The sequence below is a fragment of the Achromobacter deleyi genome (genome assembly GCF_902859705.1).
GTDB lineage: Bacteria > Pseudomonadota > Gammaproteobacteria > Burkholderiales > Burkholderiaceae_B > Achromobacter > Achromobacter deleyi.
Genome location: NZ_CADIJO010000002.1, coordinates 1 through 26,842 on the forward strand (window position 1 = coordinate 1; position 26,842 = coordinate 26,842).

At 67.9% G+C, this 26,842-nt stretch carries 24 protein-coding genes and 1 pseudogene; 15 read left to right on the forward strand and 10 right to left on the reverse strand.

Features of this window, described 5'->3' with window-relative positions; genetic code table 11:
* Positions 1–335 (reverse strand): annotated as a pseudogene (locus HV798_RS02550) (Zn-dependent hydrolase); the annotation flags it as partial.
* Positions 336–346: 11 nt separating this feature from the next.
* Positions 347–1,702 carry a dihydroorotase gene (locus HV798_RS02555; protein ID WP_175191470.1) on the reverse strand — a complete coding sequence of 452 codons (1,356 nt, stop codon included), beginning with the start codon at positions 1,700–1,702 and terminating at the stop codon, positions 347–349.
* A gap of 102 nt (positions 1,703–1,804) precedes the next feature.
* Here HV798_RS02555 and HV798_RS02560 point away from each other — a divergent pair, with 102 nt between their 5' ends.
* From HV798_RS02560 to HV798_RS02600, 9 genes are all read left to right on the forward strand, one after another.
* Positions 1,805–2,710, forward strand: a complete 906-nt coding sequence (locus HV798_RS02560; RefSeq protein WP_025139332.1) for a LysR family transcriptional regulator — start codon at positions 1,805–1,807, stop codon at positions 2,708–2,710.
* Positions 2,711–2,913: 203 nt separating this feature from the next.
* The gene (locus HV798_RS02565; protein ID WP_175191469.1) at positions 2,914–4,005 is read left to right on the forward strand and encodes a thiohydantoin desulfurase; all 1,092 of its coding nucleotides are present in this window, start codon (positions 2,914–2,916) and stop codon (positions 4,003–4,005) included.
* An 11-nt stretch (positions 4,006–4,016) separates the two neighbouring features.
* On the forward strand, positions 4,017–5,669 hold the full coding sequence (locus HV798_RS02570; protein ID WP_175191468.1) for a thiourocanate hydratase: 1,653 nt from the start codon (positions 4,017–4,019) through the stop codon (positions 5,667–5,669).
* A 50-nt stretch (positions 5,670–5,719) separates the two neighbouring features.
* The gene (locus HV798_RS02575; protein WP_175191467.1) at positions 5,720–7,060 is read left to right on the forward strand and encodes an MFS transporter; all 1,341 of its coding nucleotides are present in this window, start codon (positions 5,720–5,722) and stop codon (positions 7,058–7,060) included.
* The gene (locus HV798_RS02580; RefSeq protein WP_246288549.1) at positions 7,053–8,285 is read left to right on the forward strand and encodes an MBL fold metallo-hydrolase; all 1,233 of its coding nucleotides are present in this window, start codon (positions 7,053–7,055) and stop codon (positions 8,283–8,285) included. Before HV798_RS02575 ends, HV798_RS02580 begins: the two co-directional genes overlap by 8 nt.
* Before the next feature lie 101 nt (positions 8,286–8,386).
* A complete protein-coding gene (locus HV798_RS02585; RefSeq protein ID WP_175191466.1) occupies positions 8,387–10,117 on the forward strand; it encodes an HAL/PAL/TAL family ammonia-lyase in 1,731 nt (576 codons plus the stop codon).
* A gap of 171 nt (positions 10,118–10,288) precedes the next feature.
* Positions 10,289–10,987 (forward strand): glutathione S-transferase N-terminal domain-containing protein, encoded by a 699-nt coding sequence (locus HV798_RS02590; RefSeq protein WP_175191465.1) that lies wholly within the window; start codon positions 10,289–10,291, stop codon positions 10,985–10,987.
* 238 nt (positions 10,988–11,225) lie between these two features.
* Entirely contained in the window at positions 11,226–12,575 is a 1,350-nt protein-coding gene (locus tag HV798_RS02595; RefSeq protein WP_175191464.1) for a c-type cytochrome, read from the forward strand.
* A complete protein-coding gene (locus HV798_RS02600; RefSeq protein ID WP_175191463.1) occupies positions 12,568–13,479 on the forward strand; it encodes a c-type cytochrome in 912 nt (303 codons plus the stop codon). The genes HV798_RS02595 and HV798_RS02600 overlap by 8 nt, the downstream gene beginning before the upstream one ends.
* 132 nt (positions 13,480–13,611) lie before the next feature.
* On the opposite strand, the gene HV798_RS02605 is transcribed toward HV798_RS02600, so the two are convergent.
* The 3 genes from HV798_RS02605 to HV798_RS02615 are packed head-to-tail and all read right to left on the reverse strand — an operon-like array spanning position 13,612 to position 16,320.
* Positions 13,612–14,586 (reverse strand): Bug family tripartite tricarboxylate transporter substrate binding protein, encoded by a 975-nt coding sequence (locus HV798_RS02605; RefSeq protein WP_175191462.1) that lies wholly within the window; start codon positions 14,584–14,586, stop codon positions 13,612–13,614.
* Between the two features lie 53 nt (positions 14,587–14,639).
* Positions 14,640–15,146 (reverse strand): GAF domain-containing protein, encoded by a 507-nt coding sequence (locus HV798_RS02610; protein WP_175191461.1) that lies wholly within the window; start codon positions 15,144–15,146, stop codon positions 14,640–14,642.
* Positions 15,130–16,320, reverse strand: coding sequence for a M24 family metallopeptidase (locus HV798_RS02615; protein WP_175191460.1), 1,191 nt, complete (start codon positions 16,318–16,320; stop codon positions 15,130–15,132). The genes HV798_RS02610 and HV798_RS02615 overlap by 17 nt, the downstream gene beginning before the upstream one ends.
* A 168-nt stretch (positions 16,321–16,488) precedes the next feature.
* On the opposite strand from HV798_RS02615, the gene HV798_RS02620 reads away from it, so the two are divergent.
* From HV798_RS02620 to HV798_RS02645, 6 genes are all read left to right on the forward strand, one after another.
* Complete coding sequence (locus HV798_RS02620) at positions 16,489–17,433, forward strand: LysR family transcriptional regulator (protein WP_175191459.1); 945 nt, start codon at positions 16,489–16,491, stop codon at positions 17,431–17,433.
* 80 nt (positions 17,434–17,513) lie between these two features.
* Positions 17,514–18,440, forward strand: a complete 927-nt coding sequence (locus tag HV798_RS02625) for a LysR family transcriptional regulator (protein ID WP_175191458.1) — start codon at positions 17,514–17,516, stop codon at positions 18,438–18,440.
* A gap of 78 nt (positions 18,441–18,518) precedes the next feature.
* Positions 18,519–19,934, forward strand: coding sequence for an FAD-dependent tricarballylate dehydrogenase TcuA (gene tcuA, locus HV798_RS02630; RefSeq protein ID WP_175191457.1), 1,416 nt, complete (start codon positions 18,519–18,521; stop codon positions 19,932–19,934).
* Positions 19,921–21,159: a tricarballylate utilization 4Fe-4S protein TcuB gene (gene tcuB, locus HV798_RS02635; RefSeq protein ID WP_175191456.1), complete on the forward strand. Its 1,239-nt coding sequence runs from the start codon at positions 19,921–19,923 to the stop codon at positions 21,157–21,159. Before tcuA ends, tcuB begins: the two co-directional genes overlap by 14 nt.
* A gap of 118 nt (positions 21,160–21,277) precedes the next feature.
* Positions 21,278–22,252: a Bug family tripartite tricarboxylate transporter substrate binding protein gene (locus HV798_RS02640; RefSeq protein WP_175216327.1), complete on the forward strand. Its 975-nt coding sequence runs from the start codon at positions 21,278–21,280 to the stop codon at positions 22,250–22,252.
* A 46-nt stretch (positions 22,253–22,298) separates the two neighbouring features.
* Positions 22,299–22,874, forward strand: coding sequence for a hypothetical protein (locus HV798_RS02645; RefSeq protein ID WP_175191454.1), 576 nt, complete (start codon positions 22,299–22,301; stop codon positions 22,872–22,874).
* 23 nt (positions 22,875–22,897) lie between these two features.
* Here HV798_RS02645 and HV798_RS02650 read toward each other — a convergent pair whose 3' ends face one another.
* From HV798_RS02650 to cydB, 5 genes are all read right to left on the reverse strand, one after another.
* Positions 22,898–23,374, reverse strand: a complete 477-nt coding sequence (locus HV798_RS02650; protein ID WP_025139345.1) for a hypothetical protein — start codon at positions 23,372–23,374, stop codon at positions 22,898–22,900.
* 59 nt (positions 23,375–23,433) lie between these two features.
* Positions 23,434–24,156 (reverse strand): hypothetical protein, encoded by a 723-nt coding sequence (locus HV798_RS02655; RefSeq protein WP_175191453.1) that lies wholly within the window; start codon positions 24,154–24,156, stop codon positions 23,434–23,436.
* A 102-nt stretch (positions 24,157–24,258) separates the two neighbouring features.
* Positions 24,259–25,668, reverse strand: a complete 1,410-nt coding sequence (locus HV798_RS02660; RefSeq protein WP_175191452.1) for an aminotransferase-like domain-containing protein — start codon at positions 25,666–25,668, stop codon at positions 24,259–24,261.
* A gap of 24 nt (positions 25,669–25,692) precedes the next feature.
* Positions 25,693–25,833, reverse strand: coding sequence for a DUF2474 domain-containing protein (locus HV798_RS02665; protein ID WP_175191451.1), 141 nt, complete (start codon positions 25,831–25,833; stop codon positions 25,693–25,695).
* Positions 25,833–26,840 carry a cytochrome d ubiquinol oxidase subunit II gene (gene cydB, locus HV798_RS02670; RefSeq protein ID WP_175191450.1) on the reverse strand — a complete coding sequence of 336 codons (1,008 nt, stop codon included), beginning with the start codon at positions 26,838–26,840 and terminating at the stop codon, positions 25,833–25,835. The genes HV798_RS02665 and cydB overlap by 1 nt, the downstream gene beginning before the upstream one ends.
* Positions 26,841–26,842 lie beyond the last annotated feature (2 nt).

Sequence of the window (26,842 nt, forward strand, 5' to 3'; positions counted from 1 at the left end):
TCTTGCAGGGTGTGGGCGACTTCGATGCCGGCCAGCACGCCGATGATGCCGTCAAAGCGGCCGCCGCTGGGCACGGTGTCGCAATGCGAGCCGGTGGCAATCGGCTTGCGGGCGGGGTGGCGGCCGGCGCGCGTGCCGATCAGGTTGCCGCCGGCATCCACACGCGTCGTCAGGCCTGCCGCTTCGAATTCGGCGCGCAACCACTGGCGGGCTTGCTGGAACAGCGGCGAGAACGCGCGGCGGGTCCAGGGCTGGTCGGGCAGGGTGAAGCGCGACAGGGTTTCGACACGAGCCCACAGGCGGTCGGCGTTCAGGGGCGGAAAAGGCTGGGACATGGGCGCGGCCTTCATGCCTGGCGCGGGCGCAGGAAGCGGCCGTCGCCTTGCTGGTTGACGATGCGCTGGCCGTCGTAGACCTGCTGTCCGCGGCACCAGGTGCCGGCCACCCGCACGGTGAATTCACGGCCTTCGAACGAGCTCCAGTTCACGGCGGCCAGGCTGCCGGACGGATCGAAGGCGTAGCGTTCCGGGGTGAGGATGACGATGTCGGCGTCCTTGCCGACATCCAGCGTGCCCTTGCGGTCGTCGAGCAGGAAGTGCTTGGCGGGGTTGCTGCACAGCTGGCGCACCACCATGGTGGGCGAAATGCCGTGTTCTTCGCAGCCGGTCCAGAGGGCGGGCAGCAAGGTTTCCAGGCCGGGGCCGCCGGATGAGTTCTTGAAGACGTTGGGATTCTGCTTGCGTTCGAGGCCCCAGCTGACGTGGTCGGACGAGACGAAGGTGCATTCGTCGTTGGCGATGTGGGTCCAGAGCAGGTCGACCTCGGCCTTGGGGCGGATGGGCGGGTAGTGCTTGGTCTTGGCGCCGAAGCGGCGGGTGTGTTCTTCGTGGTTCAGCATCAGGTACTGCACGCAGGTCTCGATGCTGGCGCGGTGGCCGTTGCGGCGGTACATGTTGCAGATCTCGAAACCGCGCGAGGTGGACACGTGCACGGCATGGGCGCGGGCGCCGGTTTCGGCGCCGATCTCGTAGATCAGGGCGGTGGCCAGGTTTTCGATCAGTGGGGTGTGGGCGCGCATGAAGGCGTCCCAGCCGGTGTCGCCGGCATCGACCAGGCGCGCGATGTTCTTGCGCGTCATTTCCTGCATCTGGTTGTGCACGCCGCAGGCCAGGCCCGACGGCGCGATCAGGCGAAAGGCGTCGTACAGATCGTCTTCTTCGATGCGCGGAAAGCGGCCGGGCGTGGCTTCGAAGGTCGAGAACTTGAAGGCACAGACGCCGCCCTCGATCAGGCCGGCCGCGGCCGCCAGGCCGTGTTGCGTGTTCAGCGTGCCGAACAGGGCCACGTCGACGTGGCAGTCGCGTTCGACCTCGGCGATCTTGGCATCAAGGTGCGGGCGCGAGGCCACGGGTTCGGGGTCGTCGTAGGGCATGTCGACCATGACGGTGACGCCGCCCGCCGCCGCGGCGCGGGACGCCCAGCCCAGGCCTTCCTGGTTGGCCTGGCTGCCGGAATGCACCTGGCCGTCGACCACGCCGGGGATGATCCATTGGCCGGTGGCGTCGACGCTCTCGCGCGCCGCGGGGGCCGCGCCGGTGCCGCGCGCGGCGATCTTGCCGCCTTGCACCGCCAGCCAGCCGTTTTCCACAATGCCGTGCGGATCGACGATATTGCCGCGCACCACCCAATCGAAATCGCTCATGACCACTTCCATTCAGACTAAGGATTGAAGGGCAGTGTAGTAACCGCAGATCAAAACGTCTTATGCTTATATGTACATGGGAATTAACATCAGGTTAAGCATATGAAATTGAATCTGCGGCAGATCGAGGTGTTCCGCGCCATCATGATCAGCGGCTCGATCAGCGGCGCCTCGAAGCTGTTGTTCGTGTCGCAGCCCGCCGTCAGCCGGCTCATCGCCTATACCGAGCAGCGCCTGGGGCTGATGCTGTTCGAACGCATCAAGGGCCGGCTGTACCCCACGCCGGAAGCGCGGCGGCTGTTCGTGGAAGTGACTGCGCTCTACCAGAACGTGCAGCGCGTGAACGAGGTGGCCGACAACCTGGCCGAGAACCGCGAGGGCCAGCTGCGGCTGTCTTGCAGCCCCAGCCTGGGGCAGTCGCTGCTGCCGCGCGCCATTGCCCGGTTCCGCCGCCAGTTTCCCGAGATCCGCATCGTGTTGCAGACGCTGATCCCGGCGGTGATGGAGCAGTCGCTGCTGACCCAGCAGGTCGAGCTGGGGGTGGCGTACATGCCGGTGAACCACCCCAGCCTGGCCACCCGGCCGCTCTATGAAAACAAGATCGTGGCGGTGCTGCCGGCGGGGCATCCGCTGGCCGCGCGCCGCCAGGTCACGGCGGCCGAACTGGCGCGTGAACCGCTGATCGGCTACAGCGCCGACATTCCGTTCGGCATGCTGGTGCACAAGCTGTTCGGCACCGAAGATGCCCAGCCCGAACCGCGCATCGAGGTGCAGCAGGCGCACGTGGCCTGCGCGCTGGTGCAGGCCGGGGCCGGGGTGGCGCTGGTGGACGAGATCACGGTGGCGGGGCCGATCTGGTCCGACGTGGTGACGGTGCCGATCGTGGATACGGTGCATGCGCCGGTCAATGTGTTTCACCTGCAATTGCAGCCCCTGTCGCGGTTGGCGCAGGCGTTCATCGACGTGCTGCACAAGCTGGACCTGCCGGCTTCCCCCGAATCCCACTGATATCTCGCCTGGGGATATCCCTAGGTGCGGCGCGGCCCCGGATCGCGCCTCTCTCTGGGCGCGGCCAGCAATTAACACAGCGTTATATACAAGGCATAAAAGGTAATACGACATTAACAAGATTGCTTCCTATGATTCCCCGAAATCTCCAGCGCCATGCGTCGCTGGACCAGCTAAACCGCTATCGGGAAAGGAAGGGCGAAATGGGAAGAATCTTGACGATGAAAGACGTCGAAGCCGCGGTCAGGGGCGGTTCGGTGTTTGCCTGTGGCGGGGGCGGCTGGGCCGATCATGGCCGCGAACTGGGGTCGCTGGCGGTGACCATCGGCCGGCCCGAGCTGGTCTCGATGGACGAAGTGCCTGACGACGCCTGGATCGCCACGGCTGCCGCCATCGGCGCGCCGGGCGGCCTGACCGACTGGCAGATGCTGGGCATCGACTACGTCAAGGCGGCCGAACGCCTGCAGGATGCGCTGGGCGAACGCCTGTACGGGCTGATCATCGGCCAGAACGGCATGTCCAGCACGCTCAACGGCTGGCTGCCGTCGGCGGTGCTGGGCGCCAAGGTCGTGGACGCGGTGGGCGACATCCGTGCCCATCCCACGGGCGACATGGGGTCGCTGGGCCTGGCCGGCAGCCCCGAGCCCATGATCCAGTGCGCCGTGGGCGGCAACCGCGCCAACAACGCCTATATGGAACTGACCGTGCACGGCGCCACCGGCAAGGTGTCGCCGGTGCTGCGCAAGGCCGCCGACATGGCCGGCGGCTTCATTGCCAGCTGCCGCAACCCGATCCGCGCGTCGTACGTGCGGCGTCATGCGGCGCTGGGCGGCATCAGCCGCGCGCTGGCGCTGGGCGAGGCGATCCTGGCGGCACAGCCCAAGGGCGGCAGCGCCGTGATCGACGCCATCTGCAAGGCCACGCAGGGCGAAATCATCGGCTCGGGCCGGGTGGTGCGCAACACGCTCAAGTACACCGAAGAAGCCTTCGACATCGGCACCGTCGAGATCGGCGAGGGCGCGGGCAAACGCGTCATCCACGTGATGAATGAGCACATGGCCGTGACCGACGCACAAGGCGAACGCATCGCCTGCTACCCCGACGTCATCACCACGCTGGACGCCGACGGCAACCCGGTCAGCGCGGGCAAGCTCAAAGAAGGCCTGCAGGTGTCCATCCTGCACGTGTCCAAGCAGCACATTCCGCTGTCTTCCAGCGTCACCGACGCGTCGGTGTACCCCATCGTCGAAAAGGCGCTGGGCATGGACTTCACCGGCTACGCGCTGGCGCGCTGAGGGACCTTGCGATGAAACGCGAATTCAACGTTCCCGGCGGCACGGCGCTGCGTTGCAAGGGCTGGCGCCAGGAGGCCCTGCTGCGCCTTCTGGAAAACGTGCTGGCAGTGGGCGAAGACCCGGACAACCTGGTGGTCTACGCCGCGCTGGGCCGCGCCGCGCGCGACTGGCCGTCGCACGATGCGATCGTGCGCGCGCTGCTCGAACTGGAAGAAGACCAGACCCTGATCGTGCAGTCGGGCAAGCCCATCGGTGTGCTGCGCACCCATCCGCAGGCGCCCATCGTCATCATGGCCAACTGCAATATGGTGGGGCAGTGGGCCCACGCCGAAAACTTCTACCAGTTGCAGGACGACAACCTGATCTGCTGGGGCGGGCTGACTGCCGGCGACTGGCAATACATCGGTTCGCAGGGCGTCATCCAGGGCACCTATGAAATCTTTTGCCGCATCGCCGAACGCCACTTCGGCAACGACCTGCGCGGCCGTTTCATCCTGACCGCCGGCATGGGCGGCATGGGCGGGGCCCAGCCTCTGGCCGGCCGCATGGCCAACGCCGCCATCCTGACCGTCGAGATCAACCCGGAACGCATCGAAAAGCGTCTGAAGGCGGGCTTCCTGGAGCGCCGCGCCGAGTCGCTGGACGAGGCGCTGGCCCTGATCCGCGAGGCGCAGGCGGCACGCCGCCCGATTTCCGTGGGGCTGCTGGGCAACGCGGCCGACGTCTATCCCGAAATCCTGGCGCGCGGCATCGTGCCGGACATCGTCACCGACCAGACGTCCGCGCATGACCTGGTGTATGGCTACGTGCCGGCGGGCTACACGCTGGACCAGGTGGCGCGCATGCGCCAGGACGACATGGCCGGGCTGATGAACGCCAGCCGCCAGTCCATCGTGCGCCACGTCACCGCCATGCTGGGCTTCAAGGACCGCGGCGCCGTGGTGTTCGACAACGGCAACCTGATCCGCACCCACGCCAAGCAGGGCGGCGTGGACCGCGCGTTCGAGATTCCGGTGTTCACCGAGGCCTTCCTGCGGCCGCTGTTCGCGCGCGCCATCGGCCCGTTCCGCTGGATTGCGCTGTCCAACGACCCCGACGACATCCGCAAGATCGACGACTTCCTGCTGCAGCGTTTCCCGGACAACCTGATCGTGTCCAACTGGGTTCGCCTGGCGCGCCAGGAAGTGCCGTTCGAAGGCTTGCCGGCGCGCATCGCCTGGCTGGGCCACGGCGAACGCACCGAGCTGGCGCTGGAAGTGAACCGCATGGTGCGCGAAGGCATTCTGGCCGCGCCGGTGGCGTTCACCCGCGACCACCTGGATGCCGGCGCCATGGCGCACCCGAACATCATGACCGAGAACATGCGCGACGGATCGGACGCCATCGCCGACTGGCCCTTGCTGAACGCAATGATCAACTGCGCCTCCAGCGCCGACTTGGTGGCGATTCATTCCGGGGGCGGCGGCTACAGCGGCTACATGACCAGCGCGGGCGTCACGGTGGTGGCGGACGGCACCGACGCGGCGGCGCAGCGCCTGTCGCTGTCGCTCACCAACGACACGGCCAGCGGCGTGCTGCGCTACGCGGACGCCGGCTACGAAGAGGCGCTGGACGAGGTCAGCAAAAAAGGCATAGGCCGCATCGACACGTCGGTGCGGGCTTGAACGGCAGGACATAACAGCCCCGGATACGGGGCGATTCAATGGGAACGTCAATGAAGAACATCGCAATCAACCCGGGCGCCGGGGTATTGGGGGGCAATCCCCCCCATGCCGGCGCCGACGAACACAAGGGCGCCAAGAAGGCCGTCATCGCCGCATCCATCGGCAATGCGCTGGAATGGTATGACTTCTCGGTCTACGCGCTGTTCGCGGTGTACATCGGGCAGAACTTCTTTCACAACGCAGACCCGACGGTGCAGCTGATGGCCTCGTTCCTGGCCTTCGGGCTGGGCTTCATCGTGCGGCCGCTGGGCGCGCTGGTGCTGGGGTCCTATGGCGACCGCGCCGGACGCAAGGCCGCGCTGACCATGACCATCATGCTGATGGCGCTGGGCACGCTGCTGATCGCCATTGCGCCGCCGTACGCGGCCATCGGCGTGGGCGCGCCGCTCTTGATCGTCTGCGGCCGCATGCTGCAGGGCTTTTCGGCCGGCGGCGAAGTGGGCGGCGCCACGGCGTTCCTGGTCGAGCATGCACCCGAAGGCAAGCGCGGCCAGTATGCGTCGTGGCTGCAGGCCAGCATGGGTATTTCCAACCTGCTGGGGGCGCTGGTTGCCACGCTGGTGACCACGTTCCTGACCGAAGACCAGGTGGGCGAGTGGGGCTGGCGCATTCCGTTCATCGTGGGCCTGTCGATTGCCCCGGTGGGGCTGTGGATGCGCCGCACGCTCGACGAAACGCCGCATTTCCGCGAAGAACAGGCCCGTCAGGCGGCCACTAAAAGCCACGTCAAGGCTCCGCTGCTGGCGGTGCTGCGCGACTACCCGCGTGAACTGTTCACCGGCCTGTGCATGTCGGTGCTGTGGGCGATCGGTCCGTACGCGCTGATCATCTTCATGCCGATCTACGTGCAGAAAAGCATGGGCTTCACCAGCTCGCAGGCGTTTCTGGGGGCGCTGGTGGGCAACCTGTTCCTGATTGGCGGCTGCTTCTTTTCGGGCACGCTGTCCGACCGCTACGGCCGCCGCACGGTGCTGCGCGGCTCGGCGTTGCTGCTGCTGGTGACGGTGTACCCGCTGATGATGTGGCTGCAGGCCAACCACACGCAATTCGCGCTGATCGTGGTGCAGTCGCTGTTCTGCCTGCTGGTGGCGCTGTATGTCGGCACGGCGCCGGCAGCCCTGTCCGAGGTCTTCCCGACCGCCGTGCGTTCGTCGGGCATGTCCCTGTCGTACAACACGGCGGTGACGGTGCTGGGCGGCTTTGCGCCGGCCATCCTGACCTGGATCACCTACACCACCGGTGTGTCGTTCGCGCCGGCCCTGTATGTGATGGGCGCCTGCGTGGTTGCGCTGGTGGCGTTGACGGTGTTGCCGCAGAGCCGTCATGTCTGACGGCCGGGTGACGCTGGCGCAAAGCGTGGCGCAACGGGCGGCACGAAAAATGATGCGAAAGGCGGCGCCGGGCCGGTTGGCGGCGGTCGCCGCGACGCTGGTCTTGTCGGTGTTGGGCAGCGCAGCCGCTCTGGCTGCGCCGACCGCCACGTCTCCCGCCGCCGCGCCGGTTGCCGCAACGGCCGCCGCAACGACGGCCGCGCCCGCCGCCGAACTCGTGCTGCTGGGCGTGGCCGGCGGGCCCACCTGGTACGGCGCCGATTCGCCGCACGGCATCTCGTCGGCGCTGGTGGTGGACGGCAAGGCCTACATCGTCGACCTGGGGTCGGGCGCCTACCGGCAACTGCGCCGCGCGGGCATCAAGCCGGGCGCCGAGCAGGCCGTGTTCCTGACCCACCTGCATACCGACCACATCATCGACCTGGCCAGCCTGCTGATGTACGACCCCAGCGCGCGTCGCCGGGCCAAGGCCTCGTTGCAGATCTTCGGGCCGGGCCGGCGCGGGGCGTTGCCGCCTTTGGCGGCGGGCCTGGCGGGCGACCCGGTGATACACGCCGAGAACCCCGGCGCGGGTACGGCTGACCTGGTGGATTCGGTGGTGGCCGGCATGGCCGCCGACCTGAACATCCGGGTGCGCAGCGAAGGCGTGCCCGACGTGCGCGGCTTTTTCCAGGCGCACGACATCCCGGTGCCGCCCGGCGTGGTGCAGGACCCCAACACGAATCCGGCGCCGCCGATGGACCCCTTCGAGGTCTGGCGCGATGAGCGCGTGACGGTCACAGCCATCCTGGTGCCGCACGGGCTGGTGTATCCCAACTTCGCCTATCGCTTCGATACTGCCGCGGGGTCGGTGGTGTTCTCGGGCGACACGGCGGTCAGCCCCAACCTGGAGCGCCTGGCGCGCGGCGCCGACATCCTCGTGCACGAGGCCATCGACCCCGCGTGGGTCGACCACATCGTCGGCCCCAAGCCCTGGGATGCGCGCCAGCAGGCGTTGGCGCGGCAACTGCTCGAAGCCCACACCACGCCGCAGCAGGCCGGCGAGGCGGCAACGCGGGCGGGCGTGAAGCGCCTGGTGCTGTCGCACCTGGTGCCCGGCGATGCCCCGGCGGCGCATTGGCTGTCGGCGCAAGACACCTTCAAGGGGCCGGTGGTGCTGGGGCAGGACCTGATGCGCATTCCCGTGATGCAAATTCCCTTGACGCAGGCAGTCAAGCAACCTTGAGCGGAGACGGCGGGATGACGGTTTTTCAAGTGGTGTCGAAGGGTGGGGCGCGGCGGGGCAGGCTGTCCAGGGTGGTTGCAGTGTCGCTGCTGGCCTGTGGCATGGCTGCTGTGCAAGCTGAAGCGGCCTCGGCTGCGGCGACAGCATCGGCCGCCAAGCCTGTGGCGTCGGCGCCTGCCGGTGCGGCGCCAGCATCGACCCTGCCCCAGTCCGCCACCGCATGCGGCGTCACCCTGGACGGCCGCTCGCTGACCGCCGCCCAGGTCGTGGCGGTGGCGCGGCAGGACTGCGCCGTCACCATCGCCCCGCAAGCCGCCCAACGCGCGGCCCGCGCCTACGACCTGCTGCTGGCCTACGCCCGCCTGGACAAGCCGGTGTACGGCCTGAACCGGGGTGTGGGCCTGAACAAGGACCAGACCATCTTCCAGGGCGGCGACATTTCGCCCGAGGTGCTGCGCCTGTCCGAGCAGTTCAACCGCAACCTGCTGCATTCGCACAGCGCGGCCTACGGCAACGAGGCGCCGCGCGATGTGACCCGCGCGGCCATGCTGATCCGCCTGAACACCGCGCTGTTCGGCGGGGCCGGCATGCAGCCCGCGGTGCTGGACCAATACGCCGCCTTCCTGAACCGCGATGTGACGCCGGTGATGCTGGGCGAAGGCTCGGTCGGCGAAGCCGACATCACCATCCTGCCGCAGATCGGCCTGGTCATGATGGGCGAGGGCGAGGCCTGGCGCGGCGGGCGGCGCCTGGGCGCCGCGCAGGCGCTGCAAGAGGCGGGCCTGGCGCCAGTGCGGCCGTTCGGCAAGGATGCGCTGTCCATGGTCAGTTCCAACGCCTACGGCGCCGCGGTGGCGGTGCTGGCCGCGCACGATGCGCGGGCGCTGCTGGCCCAGGCCGATGCGGTGGCGGCGCTGTCGCTGGAAGGGCTGGACGGCAACCTGGCGCCGCTGCTGGCCCCGGCGCAGTCGCAGCGGCCCTACGCCGGCCAGCGCGCCACCGCCGAGCGCATGCTGGGGCTGCTGCAAGGCAGCGCGTTGTGGAAAACCGATGCGCAGCGGCCGCTGCAGGATCCGCTCAGCTTCCGCACCGTCAGCCAGGCGCACGGCGCCGCCCGCGACATGCTGGCGCTGCTGGACGGCCAGTTGCAGGTGCAGATCAACAGTTCCGATGACAACCCCACGGTGGTGCTGGACGCCACGCCCCGCCCCGGCGCATCCGCCTACGAAACCCAGTATTTCGTGACCGACGGCCCGGTGCGCGGGGCCGTGCTGCCCAGCGCCGGCTTTGACCCCAGCGCCTGGGTGCTGCCGCTGCAGGGCACGGCGGTGGCCCTGTCGCAGGTGGCGCAGCTGTCGGCGCAGCGCACCTTGCGCCTGACCGACCCGGCCTTCACGCGGCTGCCGCGCTTTCTCAGCCCGGGCAACGGCGCCATCGGCTACGGCCCGATCCAGAAGACCGTGTCGGCGCTGGCGGCCGACGTGCGGGCCTTGTCCGGCCCGGTCGTGACCGACGTGCAGGCGCAGGCCGGCAATATTGAAGACGTGGGCACCAACGCGCCGCTGACTGGGTTGCGCGTCACCGGGCAGATCACCGCCTTGACCCGGCTGCTGGCGGTGGAACTGATGCATGCGGCCCAGGCGGTGGAGCTGCGCTATCCGCAGGGGCCGGCAGCCGCCCTGGGGCAGGGCACCGCCGTCCTGTGGAGGGATTTCCGCAAGCAGGTGCCGCACCTGGCCGAAGACCGCCGCAACGACGCCGACATCATCGCGGCCACGGCATTTCTGCGGCAGAACCGGGACGCCCGACCCGCCTGGGCGCCTGGCCTGTAGGCCTGGAACAGTCTGTTGCGCGGCGGCCGCCCACGGGCCGGCCGCCGAGCGCTTGCCAAGCGGGTGATTTGCGTTAAATTTGCGCGACGCCCGCAGGCGCCGGATTGCCCATCGCCCGCGCCGCCACCGCGTTCCCAATCGCCACCCCCGGATCTCCAGGAGCTCCTACGCATGTCTTCCCTAGACTCGTTCGCCATCACCCAAAAATGGCCCGCCCAGCACCCCGACCGCATCCAGCTCTATTCGCTGCCCACGCCCAACGGCGTGAAGGTGTCGATCCTGCTGGAAGAGCTGGGCCTGCCCTATGAGCCGCACCGGGTCAGCTTCGATTCCCAGGACCAGTTCTCGCCGGAATTCCTGTCGCTCAGCCCGAACAACAAGATCCCGGCGATCCTGGACCCCAACGGCCCCGACGGCAAGCCGCTGGCGCTGTTCGAGTCTGGCGCCATCCTGGTCTACCTGGCCAGCAAGACGGGCCAGTTCATCCCCGCCGACACCGCCGGCCGCTATGAAACGCTGCAATGGGTGATGTTCCAGATGGGCGGCATCGGCCCGATGTTCGGCCAGCTGGGCTTTTTCCATAAGTTCGCCGGCAAGGACTACGAAGACAAGCGCCCGCGCGACCGTTACGTGGCCGAATCCAAGCGCCTGCTGGGCGTGCTGGACAAGCACCTGGAAGGGCGCGCCTGGGTCATGGGCGACCAGTACACCATCGCCGACATCGCGATCCTGCCGTGGGTACGCAACCTGATCGGCTTCTACGGCGCCGGTGACCTGGTCGAGTTCTCGCAATTCAAGAACGTCGCCCGCGTGCTGGAAGCCTTCGTGGCGCGTCCGGCAGTGGTAAAGGGTCTGACTATTCCGGCTTGAGCGGTTCCGCCAAAAGCGGAGGTAACAGACGCCAGACTACGGGGCCCCTTCGGGGGCCTTCGTTCTTGGCCGCGGCGCCGTTGTCTGAACGCCCTTTGCGCCCGATCAAACAAGCCCGATACTTTCATGCTTTTCAGTCATATGCTTATTACTAAAACGCGTAAGCTGGCCTCATAAGCTGGACAACGCAGTACGAACACCCGACGTACGCGCTTGCCGGCGCGTAACGGAGGGTCAGATGAAGAAGTTCGGGATCAAGGCGGTGGTGGCGCTGCTGGTATTGGCAGGCGGGGCCATCGGCGGCGCCCAGGTGCTTACCGCCCATCGCAAGACGGAAACGACGGCCACCGTCGATCCGCAGGATCGGCGCCTGGCCGAGGTCGGCGCCTATATCGCGCGCACGGCCGATTGCGTGGCCTGTCACAGCGTGCCCGGCGACAAGCCCTTTGCGGGCGGCCTGGCGATGCAGACGCCGGTGGGCACGATCTACTCGTCCAACATCACGTCCGACAAGACCGCCGGCATCGGCGCCTACAGCTACGCCGATTTCAAGAACGCGGTGCAGTACGGCATCCGCAAGGACGGCACGCCGCTCTATCCGGCCATGCCTTATCCGTCGTACGCCATCATGCCCGACGCCGACGTGCAGGCGCTGTACGCCTACTTCATGGCCGACGTGAAGCCCGACAGCAAGCCCAGCGCCGACTCCACCATTCCCTGGCCGCTGAACATGCGCTGGCCCATGGCCTGGTGGCAGGCGCTGTTTGCCGGCAAGCGGCAGTTTGCGGCGCCGGCCGGCGCCGACGAAATGCTGACGCGCGGCGCCTATCTGGTGGAAGGGCCGGGGCATTGCGGCGCCTGCCATACGCCGCGCGGCCTGGCCTACCAGGAAAAAGCGCTGTCCATGGCGGATGGCGATGCCTTCCTGTCGGGCGCGGTGATCGACGGCTGGCGCGCCAAGAGCCTGCGCGGCGAAGCCCAGGGCCTGCAATCGTGGACGGTGGCCGACATTGCGCTGTTCCTGAAGACGGGCCGCACCGACAAGGTGGCGGCATTTGGCGCGATGGCCGACGTGGTCGAGCACAGCACGCGCCATTTCAGCGACAACGACCTGGCCAGCATCGCGGCCTATTTGAAGCAATTGCCGCCGGTGCAGGGCAAGCTGCCGGTGTTTGCCGCCAAGGCCGACACCACCACGGCGGCCCTGCTCGATGGCCGCTACGACTCGCGCGGCGCGGTGATCTACATGGAACAGTGCGTGGTCTGCCACCGCGCCGACGGCCAGGGCATGCCGCGCATTTTCCCGGCGTTGGCAGGCAATTCGGCCATCTTCGCGCAGAACCCGCAGTCCATCATCCAGATCACTCTGGAAGGCGGCAAGATGCCCGCCAACGACCATGACGCCATGGCCTTCGCCATGCCCGGGTTCAACCACCTGAGCGACCGCGACATCACCGACGTCATCAATTTCATCCGCACGGCCTGGACCAACCAGGCGCCGGCCATCGCCGATGGCGACGTGGCGCACATCCGCGACTTCCTGGCGGGCAAGAAACCGAACATCGTGTCGGGAGGCAAACATGAATAACAGGCTCAAGATTGCCGCGGCGCTGGTGCTGGCGGCCACGGTCGGGGGCGGCGTGGCCGCGATGGCGGCGCAGGATGCGCCGGCTGCGGACCCCAACGGCAAGACCTTCGCCGTGCTGGACAAGGACGGCAAGCGGTTGGCCGACTACACCATTCCGTCCGACACGCTGATTGCCAAGGAACCCAACGCCGACCAGATCAACTACGGCAAACGCCTGCTCAACGAAACCCGCCGCCTGCTGCCGCAGAACACCGGCGCCAGCATGAATTGCAACAGCTGCCACGTGCAGCAGGGCAAGAAGCCGCTGGGCGCGCCGTACATCAACACGATCAATTCGTTTCCGCAGTTCAATCCCCGCGCCAACCGCGTGGTGACGCTGGAAGACCGCATCAACGGCTGTTTCATGCGGTCGATGAATGGCAAGCCGCTGGACAAGACGTCGCCGGAAATGCAGGCCATGGTGGCCTACATGAAGTGGCTGGCGCAGGACGTGCCGCACGGCGCCAAGGTGCAGATCGAAAACGCCTGGCCGATCGACACCAAGCTGATCGGCGACCCCGTTCGCGGGAAAAGCCTGTATGCGGCGCAGTGCGCCGCCTGCCACGGCGCCAACGGCGAAGGCAAGAAGGACCGTGCGGGCGATATCGTGTTTCCGCCGCTGTGGGGCGATGAGTCGTTCAACATCGGCGCGGGCCTGGCGCGCACCTACAAGGCCGCGGCCTTCATCCGCAACAGCATGCCGATGGGCGTGAATACGCATGGCACCTGGGGCGAGGGCGGTGTGCTGTCGGACCAGGACGCGGTGGACGTGGCGGAATACTTCACCCACATGCCGCGCCCGGACTTCCCGGGCAAGGAAAAGGACTGGCCGAACGGCAAGAAGCCCAAGGACGCACGTTATTGAGGGCTGCGCAGTGACGTCGGCGCCGCGGCCCGTGCCTGCGCGCAGAGGTGCAGATGTGCACGATGTCGCCTGAAAAGGCCCCCCGGCCGGTGCGCCCATCGAAAGGCGCGCCGGCCGCTTCGCTTGCGCGCCTCAGTTCGGCTGCAGCCCGATCTTGCGCACGATCTGTCCCAACGCGTCCAGGTCGGCCAGCGTGCGCGCCTGGGCCTCGGCCGGCGACCCGACGACGGGCACCCAGCCCGCGTCGATCAGCCGCTGGTGCGCGGCAGGCTCTTTCAGGCCCTGAACCAGGGCCGCGTTGAGCCGGTCGATGATCTCGGGCGGCGTGCCCTTGGGCGCGGCCAGGCCGAACCAGCCGACCGCCGAGAATCCGGGCAGGCCCGCCTCTTCGGCGGTGGGCACATCGGGGTAGGCCGCGACGCGGTATTTGCTGGTCACGAACAGGCCGCGCACCTTGCCTGCGTTGATGTAGCCGGCCTGGGCGGCAGCGTTGTCGATCATGGAATCCAGGTGGCCGCCCATCAGGTCGTTGACGGCCGGCGCGCCGCCCTTGTAGGCAATCACGTTCAGGTCGATGCCGGCGCTGTTCAGGAACATCATCTGCGTCAGGTGCGCCTGCGTGCCGATGCCGGCGTTGGCCGAGGTCAGCGTGCCCGGCGCGGCGCGGGCCTTGGCGATGAACTGCTGCAAGGTCTTTTCCGGCAGATCGGGGCGTGTGACGAACACGAAGGGAATCTCGACCAGCGTGGTGATCGGCGCCAGCGCTTCGGCTGGCTTGAAGCGCAGGTGATACAGGTGCGGGCTGACCGCCATGGCGCCGCTGGCGGTGAAGGCCAGCGTGTAGCCATCGGGCGCCGCGCGCACCACGTAGTCCAGCGCGATGGTGCCGCCCGCGCCCGGCTTGTTCTCGACGATGACAGGCTGCCCCAGGGATTTCTGCAGCACTTCGCCGACGACGCGGCTGAGGGTGTCGGACGCCGAGCCGGGCGTGTACGGGTAGATGATGGTGATGGGCTTGGCCGGATACCCGGCCGCGTGTGCGCCCGGCATCGCCAACCCTCCTGCCATTGCCACGGCCAGGGCGGCCAGGCCAGTCTTGATGTTCATGGTGTTCCCCTTGTCGTTGAGTATGGCCCAGGGCCTGTGAGTGGTGACAGGCTCTACGGGTTGCCGGCGTGAAATGCAGCGGCCCCCGCGCCCAGGCGATCCACGATGATTGCCTTGAGCAGCGGCGCCGCCTGCGCGGCGTAATCGCGCAGCGCGGGCAGCATGGCCGGCGTGTACCAGCCGGCCTGGTGCAACAGGTTCAGGCTGCCCAGCGGCGTGTCGCCGTCGCGCACCGGCACATTGACGGCGGACTCGCAGCCCAGGGACAGGATCAATGCGTGGTCGAAGAAGGCCGCCCGGATGTCGGCGGCGTCGCGGCACCATTGCGGTTCGCCCGCCACGATCACGCGGTTGTAATAGGCGCTGCCAGGGCGGATCGGCTTGGCGCCGCCGGGCGGGTACGCGTCCGGCGCGCTGGAATAGGCCCGCAGGCTTTCGCCGCGGCCCCAGTCGTACACCAGCACGGTGAAGAGGCGATGGCCGATGTCGCGCGCCAGCGCCTCGTCCAGCGCCGGCAGGTCCGCCGGCCCGGGGGGGTGAGCGTCAGCGTACGGTGGCATAGTCGAGCGTCTTGGGGGTGGCGGTGAGGGTGCGCGGCGTGGCGCCGGTGACCACGGTGTCGTCGATGCGGAATCCGCCTATGCCGTAGGCGTACAGCCCGGGTTCCACCGAATAGACCTCGTTGTCCACCAGCGGCCGGTGGCAGAAGGCCATGTCTTCCGGGTACTCGTGGTGCATGATGCCGATGGCGTGGCCCGTGCGGTGGCGGATGCAGTCCGCGAAGCCAGCCTTTTCGATGACGGCCTGCGCGGCCGCGTCGATGGCGCTGACCGGCGCGCCAGTGACGGCGGCGGAGATGCCGGCTTCGTTGGCGTCGCGGGCGGCGGTCCACAGGGCGGTCTGCTCCTTGCTGGGCCGGCCGCAGAACCAGGTGCGCTCGTTCTCGATGGCCAGGCCGTTCAGGCGCGGAATCAGGATGTTGACCAGCACGTCGCCTTCGCGGATGCGGGCGCCGCAGGAGGCGCCGTCGCCGTGCGGCGAGGCGGATGCCGGGCCGCTCAGGGTCCAGGCGCGGATGACCTCGAAATGCTCGCCCGGAAAGCGCTCGGCGGCTTCCTGCACCCACAGCGAGGCCATGGCGAAATCCAGTTCCTGCACCAGCCGGCCGGGGCGGATGTTCTCGCGGTAGCGGTCCTGCAGCCAGTCGGCGATCGAGCCGATGGCGGTCATGACGGCCAGTTCTTCTGCGTGCTTGCGCCAGCGCAGCGTACGGCATTCGCGGGTGCAGGGCCGCAGCCGCAGGTCGGGCAGCAGGGCGGCAACGGCGGCCAGCACCGCGCTGGCGCCTTCCACGCCGATGCGCGAGCGCGCCAGCCCGGCCTGCGCCAGCCGCTGCGCGACCAGGTCGGGCAACTGCGCCAGGAGCGGCAGGCGCTGGGTGACGCGAGGGTGTTCGGCGTAGTAGCTGACGTCGGTGATCCAGACCTTGCCTTGCTCCACCGAGAAACGCATATGGTGGGTCGACAGCTCGTTCATGACCAGGAACGGCTCGCCGTTGCGCGGCACCACGGCGAAGATCGGGCGTTCCCACGGCAGCACGTCCGTATGGAAGTTGGTGGCGAACTGGAAGAAATCCGCCGACGTGAAGATCAGGGCATCCAGGTCCTGCGCGTCCATCAGCGCGGTCATCTGGACATGGCGGTGGCGCCAGGTAGCGGTGGTGAGTTTAGGCATGCGTGTCGTCGCCGTTTGTGGAAGGTGTGGGAAAGGGACGACGTATTCTGGAATTGGCACCCATGAACATCAAATGAATAATCTTGAGTTAGCCATTACCATTTCTGCATAATTCGATGGGCGGTGCGGAAGCGTCCGCGCCGCGTTTTCAAGGGGACGGAATCCGCCATGGACGCAAGCCTGGACGACATTGCGTGGGCGCGCCGCCTGAAGCTGCGCCATCTTGAGGTCTTCATGGCGCTGGCGTCGGCGGGCAGCGTGACTGCCGCGGCGGCGGCCATGCACATGACGCAGCCGGCCGTGTCGCATTGGCTGGCGGACCTGGAAGCGGTGATCGGCGCGGCGCTGTTCACGCGCGGCCGCCGGCTGACGCTGACCGAGGCCGGCGAGGTGCTGGCCCGCCACGCGCGCCGCATCCTGGGCGATGTGCGCCGCACCCATGAAGAGCTGGAATCGGTCACCGCCGGCATCAGCGGGCGCCTGCATGTCGGCACCATCCTGTCGGCGTCGCCAGTGCTGTTGCCGCGCGCCATCGCGCAATTGCAGCGCGCCGCACCCGGCATCTACGTGGAAGTGGTCGAAGGCCTGGTGGCGCCCTTGATCGAGCGGCTGCAACGCCATGAAATCGACCTGATCATCGGTCCGCTGGACCCGCGCGCCCATCACGCCGGGCTGCAGATGGAAGGGCTGATGCACGACATCTTCAGCATCGTGACGCGGCCCGGCCACCCGCTGGCGAAACTGCGCCGGCCCACCTGGCGCGATGCGGCGCAGTACCCGTGGATCATGCCGCCATTGGCCACGGTGTCGCGCACCCGGCTCGAAGAGGCATTCGCGCGGGCCGGCGTTGCGGCGCCTTCGCCTCGCATCGAGACGGCGTCGATCGTGGCGTTGCAGGCGCTGCTGCACGAAACCGGTTACGTCACCTGCCTGGCAGGGTCGGTGGCGCAGCTGTATCGCCGCCTGAAGCTGGTGGATATCGTGCCCATGCGCGAACAGCTGGATTTCGGCCTGATCGGCATGATGTGGCAGGCGGGCGCGGCCAGCCGGGTGTTGCCGCAATTGCAGGAGTGCCTGCGCCACGAAGCCCGCGAATTGCAGGGCGACGCCTGAATCCGGCCGCGATGCGCTGCCTTGGCCGATGCCCGGTGGGCGGCGTATCCTTGCGGCTTGTCGCGACTTGAAGGCCCCCCATGGAACTGCGCCAGCTGCGTTATTTTGTCCGCGTCGTCGAAGCCGGCAGCATCGGCCGCGCGGCCGCGTCCCTGGATATGGTGACGTCGGCGCTCAGCCAGCAGATCAGCCGCCTGGAAGGCGAACTGGCCACGCGCCTGTTGCAGCGCAGCGCCAGCGGCGTGGTGCCCACCGACGCGGGGCTGGCGTTCTTTCGCCAGGCCCAGCTGGCGTTGCGCCATGCCGACGATGCCGTGCGCGCCGCCCAGCAGGCGCGGCTGGCCGGGCACGTCAGCGTGGGGCTGTCGTCCACCACCGCCTCGATCCTGGGGGCGCCGTTCGTGCAGGCCATGAACGAGCGTTACCCGGACATTCGCCTGCACCTGGTCGAAGCCCTGTCGGGCCATCTGGCCGACATGCTCAACGGCCGCCTGCTGGACCTGGCCATCGTGTTCCACGCCGAGGCCGCGCGCCGCTGGAGCGTGATGCCGCTGCTGGACGAACCGCTGTACCTGTGCGCCCGGCGCGGCATGCCCGGCCTGCCGGCGGGGTCGACCACCCGGCTGGAAGACATTGCCGACCTGCCGCTGGTGCTGCCCAGCGGCCGCCATGGGCTGCGCGCCCTGGTCAACCACGCCTTCCAGAAGTCTGGCCTGACGCCACGGGTCGTGGCCGAAGTCGATGGCCTGGCGTTGCTGATGGACGTGGTGCAACTGGGCTACGCCGCCACCATCCAGCCCAGCTCGGCCACGGCCCGCATTGCGCCGGGCCAGTTGGCCATGGCCCGCATCGACGATGCGGACCTGTTCCGGCCCAATCTGCTGGCCAGCCTGTCCGAAGACGAACTGTCGCCCGCGGCGCTGGCCGCGCGGTTGGTGCTGGCGGATGTGTCGCGCAGCCTGGCGCGCGCGGGCACCTGGGCGGTCACGACCCTTCACGAATCGTGAAGACCCGTTGACGCCGCGCGGATATCGCAGCGCGGCGCATCGACCTACAGTGCATTCCTTGATTCAGGAAATGCGGTCATGGTCGACGTTCTGGTGGTGGGAGGGGGCAATGCGGCGCTGTGCGCGGCCCTGATGGCGCGTGAAGCCGGCGCCAGCGTGTTGCTGCTGGAAGCTGCGCCGCGCGAATGGCGCGGCGGCAATTCGCAGCACACGCGCAATCTGCGCTGCATGCACGATGCACCGCAGGACGTGCTGGTCGAGGCCTATCCCGAAGAGGAATACTGGCAGGACCTGCTCAAGGTCACCGGCGGCCAGACCAACGAATACCTGGCGCGGCTGGTGATCCGCGAGTCGTCCACCTGCCGCGACTGGATGCGGCGCCACGGCGTGAACTTCCAGCCGCCGCTGTCGGGTGCATTGCACGTGGCCCGCACCAATGCGTTCTTCATGGGCGGCGGCAAGGCGCTGGTCAATGCCTACTACCGCAGCGCCGAAGCGTTGGGCGTGCAGATACGCTACGACGCGCCGGTGGATGCGCTGGAACTGCAAGACGGCCGCTTCATCGCCGCGCGCATCGGCGCCGAACGCATCGAGGCGCGCGCCTGTGTGCTGGCCGCCGGCGGCTTCGAGTCCAACCGCGAATGGCTGCGCGAAGCCTGGGGCCAGAACGAGCGCGGCGAATGGCCGGCCGACAACTTCCTGATCCGCGGCACGCGCTTCAACCAGGGCGTGCTGCTCAAGTTCATGCTGGACGCGGGCGCGGACCGCATTGGCGATCCGTCGCAGTCACATTGCGTGGCCATCGACGCCCGCGCGCCGCTGTACGACGGCGGCATCTGTACCCGCATCGATTGCGTGTCGCTGGGCGTGGTGGTCAACCGCGATGCGCAGCGCTTCTATGACGAAGGCGAGGATTTCTGGCCCAAGCGCTATGCCATCTGGGGCCGCCTGACGGCCATGCAGCCGGGGCAGATCGCCTATTCGATCATCGACGCCAAGGCCATCGGGCGCTTCATGCCGCCGGTGTTTCCGGGCGTCAAGGCCGACACGCTGCCCGAACTGGCGACGCAGCTGGGTCTGGACCCGGTGGCGTTCGAACGTACCGTGCGCGACTACAACCAGGCCTGCCGGGTCGGCAAGTTCGACCACACCGCGCTGGACGACTGCCATACCGAAGGCCTGACGCCCGCCAAGACCCACTGGGCCCGGCCCCTCGATACGGCGCCGTTCTACGGCTATGCGCTGCGCCCCGGCATCACGTTCACCTACCTGGGCCTGAAGGTCGATGAGACCGCTGCGGTGCGCTTTGGTGATGTGCCCAGCGACAACCTGTTCGTGGCCGGCGAAATGATGGCCGGCAACGTGCTGGGCAAGGGCTATACGGCGGGGGTGGGCATGTCCATCGGCACGGCGTTCGGCCGCATCGCCGGCACCCGCGCCGCGGCCGCCGCGCGTCGCGCCCATTCCGAAGGAGCCCGCCATGCGGCAGCTTGAAGCCCTGGCCCAGGAGGCCCAGTCGTTCACCCCTCCCCAGGCCGCGATGGCCGAGCAGGTCGTCACATGGCATGGCCGTGGCGCCGCGCCGGCCTCTTCGCCGGTTGCCGCCGCGCCCGATGCGCTCAGCGGCGGCGAGGCCGAAGTGGCCCGCGTCATGCAGATCTGCAACGCGTGCCGCTATTGCGAAGGGTTCTGCGCGGTGTTTCCCGCCATGACCCGGCGTTTGGAATTCGGCAAGGCCGACCTGAACTACCTGGCCAATCTGTGCCACAACTGCGGCGCCTGTCTGCACGCCTGCCAATACGCGCCGCCGCACGAGTTCGCGGTGAACGTGCCGCAGGCCATGGCCAAGGTGCGCATGCAGACGTACACCGACTACGCCTGGCCGCCCGCGCTGGGCCAGCTGTACCGCCGCAACGGGCTGACGCTGTCGCTGGCCACGGCGGCGGGCCTGGCGCTGTTCCTGACACTGGCGGTGCTGCTGACCGGCAGCCTTTGGCATGCGCCGATGGCGGGCAATTTCTATGCGGTGTTTCCGCACAACACGCTGGCGCTGATGTTCGGCGCGGTATTCGGCTTTGCCATGCTGGCGCTGGGCGTGGGGGTGACGAAGTTCTGGCGCGACGTCAGTCCGGGCGCGGCCAGCGGCGCCGCCGTGGCCGAGGCCGCGCACGATGCGCTGCGGCTGCGCTATCTGGACGGCGGCCACGGCAAGGGCTGCAACAACGCCGACGACGCCTTCACCCTGTGGCGCCGCCGCTTTCACCACTTCACGTTCTACGGTTTCATGCTGTGCTTTGCCGCCACGGTCGTGGCCACGCTGTACCACTACCTGCTGGGCCAGCAGGCGCCGTATCCGTTCTGGAGCGCGCCGGTGCTGCTGGGCACGGTGGGCGGCATCGGCCTGCTGGTCGGGCCGGCGGGGCTGCTGTGGCTGAACCTCAAGCGCCATCCGCAGCATGGCGACGCCGCGCAAAAGCCGATGGACCGCGGCTTCATCGCGCTGCTGTTCCTGACCAGCGCCACGGGCCTGGCCCTGCTGGCCGGACGCGACACCGGCGCCATGGCGCTGCTGCTGGCAGTGCACCTGGGCGTGGTGATGGCGCTCTTCCTGACGCTGCCCTACGGCAAGTTCGCGCACGGCATCTACCGATCGGCCGCGTTGCTCAAGTGGTCGATCGAAAAACGCCAGCCCAACAAGCTGCAACTGGGGGCCGACTGAAAGCCGGACCCGCGCGGCGCCGGGACGCCAGTCCGGACGCCGCGCATCGATTCGTTGTACCCGCTCGCATGACGGCGCCCTCGATGGCGCCGCAATCCATATCCATCAGGAGACCCGCATGTTCCCTACCCGCATCGCCCGCGCGGCGCTTGCCGCCTGTCTGCTGTCGGCCCTGCCGACCGTGCACGCACAGACCTTTCCCGCCAAGCCCATCACGCTGGTGGTGCCGCATTCGGCGGGGGGCACGTCCGACATCCTGGCGCGCACCGTGGCGGCCGAAGCCGCCAAGACGCTGGGCCAGACCATCGTGATCGACAACAAGGGCGGCGCCAACGGCACCATCGCGGCCAAGCAGGTGGCCTCGGCCGCGCCGGATGGCTACATGCTGCTGCTGGCCACCGCCAGCACGCACGGCATCAACCCGTCGCTGTACTCGCGCATTTCGTACGACGCGGCCAAGGATTTCACGCCCGTCACGCTGCTGGCCACGGTGCCCAATGTGCTGGTGATCGGCCCCAACGTGAAGGCCGCCGATGTGCAGGCGTTGATCGCGCACATCAAGGCGCAGGGCGACCGCAGCAACGTGGGCTCGGCCGGCGCGGGTACCCCCGGGCACCTGGCCGGCGAGATGTTCAAGCGCGCGGCCGGCTTGCAGTTCACCCACGTGCCCTACAAGGGCGGCAGCCCCGCCATCACCGACCTGATCGGCGGCCAGATCGATTTCCTGTTCACGACCATTCCGGGGGCGCTGCCGCATATCAAGGCGGGTACGTTGCGCGCACTGGCGGTGACCTCGCCCCAGCGTTCGCCCGCGCTGCCCGACATTCCGACCATGGCCGAATCCGGCTTGCCCGGTTTCCAGGCCTTGTCGTGGCATGGCGTGGTGGCGCCGGCGGGCACGCCCGACGCGGTGGTGCAGAAATTGAATGCCGCGTTGAGCGGCGCATTGGCCGCTCCCGCCGTGCGCCAGCGCCTGATGGAAGAAGGCGCGCAGGCATCGAATGTGAACACGGCTGCGTTCGGCGCCTTCATCCAGTCAGAGATCGTGGCGTGGGCACAGGCCGTGAAGGACTCGGGCGCGACGGCGAACTGACGATCGTCATGTGAGCCATGCAGGGTCGCGTGCTAGGATTTCGCGCATGCTGACGACTCTGCTGTTTTCCTTGCTGGCGCACGCGCCGCTGGCGGCTTCCGACTTTGATCTGACATGCCTGTCCGCCGCCCGGGGCGCGGGCGGCATGATGGAAAGCACGGCGCACTGCGCGCGTCGCGAAGCCGGACGGATCACGTTCAATCCGGCCTTTCTGCGGCAGTTGGAGTACGGCGCCGACGGCCTGGGTGCGGTGGCGCTGGACGGCGGCTGGGCGTGGGTGCGGGCCGATGGCGCGTCGGCACAGGTGATCACCTTCGACAACGGTCCCGACGATTTCGTCGATGGGCTGGCTCGTGGCCGGCGGCCCGATGGCAGCATGGTCTATATCGACAAGCGCCTCGATGTTGCCTTGGCAACACCCTACACCTGGATCGAACCCTTCATCGGCGGCACCGCCGTCGTCTGCTCGCGCTGCCGGTTCGAACCGGACGCCAGCGGGGAACATCACCAGGTGGTCGGCGGCGAGTGGGGCGCCATCGATCGCGCGGGCAAGCTGGTGCTGCCGTGGCGCGCCGATGCGGCGTCCCTGCGGCAGGACCTGGACGCCGCCAGAAAGCCTTAGCAGCGTCGCCCGTCAGCCGTGTTTCAACGCGCCTGGTAGGCGTCGCACAACGCCAGGTATTCGTCGCCGTTGATCTCCAGCGCCATGGCCTGGATCAGCACGCGCTTTCTGTTCGGTAGCGAGGTCTTCAGCTGGATCTGCCTGGCGGTGGGAATGCCGACGTAGCTTTGATTGACGTAGGTGTTCTCGTTGATGGCGTCCCACGGAATGACGGTGCCGTCGGTGATCTTCAACCCGTCGCGGGTGAAGGTGATGACGGGCGTGGCCGGGCCGAAGGCGCGCGTCAGGCATTTGACGACCAGCCAGACGCCGATGGCGGCGATGGCGGCAAAGAACGCCAGGGCGCCCATGCTGTCGCGCGAGCGCGCGGCCAGGAAACCGAAGACCAGTGCCGCGACGGTCCAGATGACCGCGCCCGCGATCAGGCGGTTGCGGGAGAAATACACGGGACGGTCGGCCAGCGTTTGCGATTGTTGGGCGGGGGAGCTGTAGATTTCCATGTCGAGGCTGCGCAAAAAGGGGAAAGGGACCGCCGTCCTGTGACGGGGCGGAATCGAAGTCAGGCGCCGGGCAGGTATTGGCGTAGACAGGCCAGCATCACCGATTCATTGACGATCCTGGACCGGTCGATCTTGTGGGTCTTGCCTTGGGCGACGATGATCAGCGTTTCGTCGGTTTCCATGTCTTCGCTGTCCGATTGCGTACGGATGGTGTCGATGGCGGTCCAGGGAATCTGCTGGCCCTTGTGCACCAGGCCGGCGGCATTCATGCCCAGTGGGCCGAACGCCACGGTGGCGCCGGCTTGCAGCTGGCGCCGGGTGTCGGCTTCGAGGTTGCCGCCCACCGCATCTTCCAGGTGTTCAGCCAGTTCATAGGCGTCTTGCCAGATCGCCAGGCGCAGCCGGATGCGTTCGCCGCTGTGCAGGGTCAGCAGCAGATGGTCGCGGTTGTGCAGGTGGCGCATCGACGCAATGTCGGTATAGGGCACGGTGCGCGTGCCCAGATGCAGCGCGTGGCCGTCAAGCGTGAGCGCGGCCGGGGCGCGCCACCATGCGACCAGGTCCGACCCCCGCCACAGCAGGTAGCCCACGGTGGGCAGCGTCAGGAAGAACACCAGCCACATGGCGCGGTAGCGCAGCATCTCGACGAGCAGGCTGCGGGGCAGCAGCCAGATGTCGATGGCGGCCAGCAGTTGCGCGCAGAACAGGTACAGCAGGGCCGCGGCGCCCAGGTAGCAACCCAGCGCGTGGCGCGGCAAAACTCGGGGGAACGAAGCAGTCATGAGAAACGCGCCGCGACGCGGCACCGTCCAGATGTCGAAGGCTTCGCACTCTAAGGGATGTGGGTCGGGGCGGGGTTTCTATCTGTATCAATATGGCGGATTTCATGTCCCCATGAGCTTGCCCAGCGTCGCCATGCCCTGTTCCATCCCGGCATTCCAGGGGTGTCCGTAATTCAAGCGCAGGAAGTTGCCGAAGGCGCCCGACGACGAGAACAGCGGCCCCGGCGCGATGCTGATGCCGTGGCCCAGCGCCGCGCGATGCAGCTGCAGCGTGTCGATGTGCGCGGGCAGTTCGACCCAGGTGAAGTAGCCGCCCAGCGGCCGCGTGGCGCGCGTACCTTTTGGAAAGTAGCGCGCCACGGCTTGCAGTACCTCGCCTTGTTGCAGCGCCAGCGTCTGGCGGAACTGGCGCAGGTGGCGGTCGTAGCCGCCCTGGGCCAGATAGGCGGCAATGGCGGCCTGGGTGGGCGCGGCGGTGGCCAGGCTGGTGGTGAGCTTGTTGCGCATGATGGCGCGGGTATGGCGCCCGGCGGCCACCCAGCCCACGCGATAGCCCGGCGCCAGCGTTTTCGAGAACGACGAGCAATGCATCACGATGCCTTCGCGGTCGAAGGCCTTGGCGGGGCGTGGCCGGGTGTCGCCGAAATAGAGCTCGCCATAGACGTCGTCTTCGATCAGCGCGACGCCATGCTCGGTCAATAGCCGCACCAGCGCTTCTTTCTTGGCCTCGGGCATCAGGCTGCCCAGGGGATTCTGGAAGGTCGTCATCAGCCAGCACGCGCGCGGCTTGTGCTGCACGATGGCGCGTTCCAGGGCCTGCAAATCGATGCCTTCGCGCGGATGCGTGGCCACTTCGATGGCGTGCAGCTGGTTGCGTTCCAGCGATTGCAGCGCGGCGTAGAAGGTGGGCGATTCGACGATGACCGCATCGCCGGGCTGCGTCACGGCGGCCAGCGACAGGTTCAGCGCGTCCAGCGCGCCGTTGGTGATGATGATGTCGTCCACCGGCACCGTCAGGCCGTCGGCCAGGTAGCGCAGCGCGATGGCGCGGCGCAGCGCGGCATCGCCCGGGCTGAGGTCGTCGATGGAGCTCCAGGGGTCCAGCTGCTGCACCGCGCTTGCCATGAACTTGGCCAGCCGGCCGTAGGGCAGCAGCGACGGACTGGGAAAGGCCGACCCGAACGGCAGCATGTCGCGCCGCAGGGTGGCGTTGAGCACTTGCAGCACGTTGTCGCTGACATCCACCGGATGGCGGCCCGCGCTGGCGCTGGACAGGCCGTCGGGCTCAGGCAAGGCGGCATGCGGCGCGTGCAGCACGTAGTAGCCGGACCGGTCGCGTGCGCGGATCAGCCCGCGCGCTTCCAGCAGGTAGTAGGCCTTGAATACCGTCGACGGGCTGACCCCGCGGCTGGCGCTGGTCTGGCGCACCGAGGGCAGGCGGTCGCCGGCTTGCAACAGGCCCGAGAGGATCGAGGCGGTGATGTCTTCGGTCAGGCGTTCATAGCGCTTCATGGCGGGTCCGTGAAAGGCGGGAAATCAAGTCGACATGCCGACGGCGCGCATGATGAGTCGCAAGGCGTAGGCTGCCACGCCCAGCGCGGCCACGCTGCCGGCCCAGATCAGCGCCAGCCACAGCAAGCGGCTGCGCCACGAGGTGGGGGAAGGGGAGGCAGGCATCAATGGAACTCCTCGCCCGCGCGCACCTTGCCGCGGAACACGTAGTAGGACCAGGCGGTGTACATCAGGATAATCGGAATGATGACCAGTGCCCCGACCAGCGCAAAGCCCAGGCTTTGCGGCGGCGCGGCGGCGGTCCAGATGGACACGTCGGGCGGAATGATGGCGGGCCAGATGCTGATGCCCAGGCCGCTATAGCCCAGGAACACCAGGCACAGCGCCAGCACGAAGGGGCCGGCGTTGGGCGCGCCGCGCACGCGCCGCACCAGGTCGAAGCCGGCGGCCGCCACCAGCAACGGCACGGGCAGGAACCAGAACATGTTCGGCAGGCTGAACCAGCGCTGCGCGATCTGCGGCTGCGCCAGCGGCGTCCACAGGCTGAGCACGGCGATCACGCCCAGCAGCGCCAGCGTCAGCGGCCGGGCCAGCGTGCACATGTGGCGATGCAGGCGGCCTTCGGTCTTCATGATCAGCCAGGTGCAGCCCAGCAGCGCGTAGCCAATGACCAGACCTACGCCGGTGAAGAGCGAAAACGGGCTGATCCAGTCCCACGCGCCGCCTTGATAGGCGCGGTCCACGACCGGTATGCCTTCGATGTAGGCGCCCAGCGTCACGCCCTGGAAGAACGTCGCGCACAGCGACCCCAGCACGAACGCGCGGTCCCACAGCGGACGGTGGTGCGGGTCCGCCTTGAAGCGGAATTCGAACGCCACGCCGCGAAAGATCAGCCCCAGCAGCATGAACACCAGCGGCAGGTGCAGCGCGCTCAGAATCACCGAATATGCCAGCGGAAACGCCGCCAACAGGCCCGCGCCGCCCAGCACCAGCCAGGTCTCGTTGCCGTCCCACACGGGCGCCACGGTGTTGACCATGACGTCGCGTTCCTCGGCATCGGTGACCAGCGGGAACAGGATGCCGATGCCCAGGTCGAAGCCGTCCATCACCACATACATCATCACGCCGAACAGGATGATGACGGCCCATATCAGTGCAAGATCGATACCCATGG

Excerpts from the sequence above, each read along its gene's own strand:
- HV798_RS02620 (WP_175191459.1), top strand. The coding sequence starts at position 16,489 with ATGGACGCAAGCCTGGACGACATTGCGTGGGCGCGCCGCCTGAAGCTG.
- HV798_RS02650 (WP_025139345.1), bottom strand. The coding sequence starts at position 23,374 with ATGGAAATCTACAGCTCCCCCGCCCAACAATCGCAAACGCTGGCCGAC.
- tcuA (WP_175191457.1), top strand. The coding sequence starts at position 18,519 with ATGGTCGACGTTCTGGTGGTGGGAGGGGGCAATGCGGCGCTGTGCGCG.
- HV798_RS02665 (WP_175191451.1), bottom strand. The coding sequence starts at position 25,833 with ATGCCTGCCTCCCCTTCCCCCACCTCGTGGCGCAGCCGCTTGCTGTGG.
- HV798_RS02605 (WP_175191462.1), bottom strand. The coding sequence starts at position 14,586 with ATGAACATCAAGACTGGCCTGGCCGCCCTGGCCGTGGCAATGGCAGGA.
- tcuB (WP_175191456.1), top strand. The coding sequence starts at position 19,921 with ATGCGGCAGCTTGAAGCCCTGGCCCAGGAGGCCCAGTCGTTCACCCCT.
- HV798_RS02595 (WP_175191464.1), top strand. The coding sequence starts at position 11,226 with ATGAAGAAGTTCGGGATCAAGGCGGTGGTGGCGCTGCTGGTATTGGCA.
- HV798_RS02580 (WP_246288549.1), top strand. The coding sequence starts at position 7,053 with ATGTCTGACGGCCGGGTGACGCTGGCGCAAAGCGTGGCGCAACGGGCG.
- HV798_RS02655 (WP_175191453.1), bottom strand. The coding sequence starts at position 24,156 with ATGACTGCTTCGTTCCCCCGAGTTTTGCCGCGCCACGCGCTGGGTTGC.
- HV798_RS02590 (WP_175191465.1), top strand. The coding sequence starts at position 10,289 with ATGTCTTCCCTAGACTCGTTCGCCATCACCCAAAAATGGCCCGCCCAG.
- HV798_RS02645 (WP_175191454.1), top strand. The coding sequence starts at position 22,299 with ATGCTGACGACTCTGCTGTTTTCCTTGCTGGCGCACGCGCCGCTGGCG.
- HV798_RS02660 (WP_175191452.1), bottom strand. The coding sequence starts at position 25,668 with ATGAAGCGCTATGAACGCCTGACCGAAGACATCACCGCCTCGATCCTC.
- HV798_RS02575 (WP_175191467.1), top strand. The coding sequence starts at position 5,720 with ATGAAGAACATCGCAATCAACCCGGGCGCCGGGGTATTGGGGGGCAAT.
- HV798_RS02560 (WP_025139332.1), top strand. The coding sequence starts at position 1,805 with ATGAAATTGAATCTGCGGCAGATCGAGGTGTTCCGCGCCATCATGATC.
- HV798_RS02555 (WP_175191470.1), bottom strand. The coding sequence starts at position 1,702 with ATGAGCGATTTCGATTGGGTGGTGCGCGGCAATATCGTCGATCCGCAC.
- HV798_RS02565 (WP_175191469.1), top strand. The coding sequence starts at position 2,914 with ATGGGAAGAATCTTGACGATGAAAGACGTCGAAGCCGCGGTCAGGGGC.
- HV798_RS02615 (WP_175191460.1), bottom strand. The coding sequence starts at position 16,320 with ATGCCTAAACTCACCACCGCTACCTGGCGCCACCGCCATGTCCAGATG.
- HV798_RS02610 (WP_175191461.1), bottom strand. The coding sequence starts at position 15,146 with ATGCCACCGTACGCTGACGCTCACCCCCCCGGGCCGGCGGACCTGCCG.
- HV798_RS02585 (WP_175191466.1), top strand. The coding sequence starts at position 8,387 with ATGGCTGCTGTGCAAGCTGAAGCGGCCTCGGCTGCGGCGACAGCATCG.
- HV798_RS02600 (WP_175191463.1), top strand. The coding sequence starts at position 12,568 with ATGAATAACAGGCTCAAGATTGCCGCGGCGCTGGTGCTGGCGGCCACG.
- HV798_RS02625 (WP_175191458.1), top strand. The coding sequence starts at position 17,514 with ATGGAACTGCGCCAGCTGCGTTATTTTGTCCGCGTCGTCGAAGCCGGC.
- cydB (WP_175191450.1), bottom strand. The coding sequence starts at position 26,840 with ATGGGTATCGATCTTGCACTGATATGGGCCGTCATCATCCTGTTCGGC.
- HV798_RS02640 (WP_175216327.1), top strand. The coding sequence starts at position 21,278 with ATGTTCCCTACCCGCATCGCCCGCGCGGCGCTTGCCGCCTGTCTGCTG.
- HV798_RS02570 (WP_175191468.1), top strand. The coding sequence starts at position 4,017 with ATGAAACGCGAATTCAACGTTCCCGGCGGCACGGCGCTGCGTTGCAAG.